Source organism: Roseibium sp. RKSG952 (assembly GCF_009711355.1).
On record NZ_SMMF01000073.1, the window covers coordinates 1 to 238 of the forward strand.

The window sequence follows — 238 nt, forward strand, 5'->3', positions numbered from 1 at the left end:
GGCCGGACGCAAGACAAAGGCAACAGGACGTCCGGTTTCCGCCTCGTAGACATGGACCGGCGCAAACCCGCGCGCGCCGTGAAACCCGTTCCAGAATGTCAGCTTCTGGCCGCCGTGAGCGGCATCAAACATGTCGTCGATGTCGAGCGTGATGGACTTTGGCGCGGTCGTGTAGCTGTCGCAACAAAGATCGATCATGGCACGGGACATGGCCATCACCGTGCGCAAGTCACCGGCA

The 238-nt window shown here is 61.3% G+C and carries 1 protein-coding gene; it reads right to left on the reverse strand.

The genetic code is table 11. The features are described from left to right. The coding region (locus E1297_RS00175; RefSeq protein WP_196223059.1) for a transposase at positions 1 to 210 on the reverse strand (210 nt) is incomplete at its 3' end. Positions 211 to 238 lie beyond the last annotated feature (28 nt).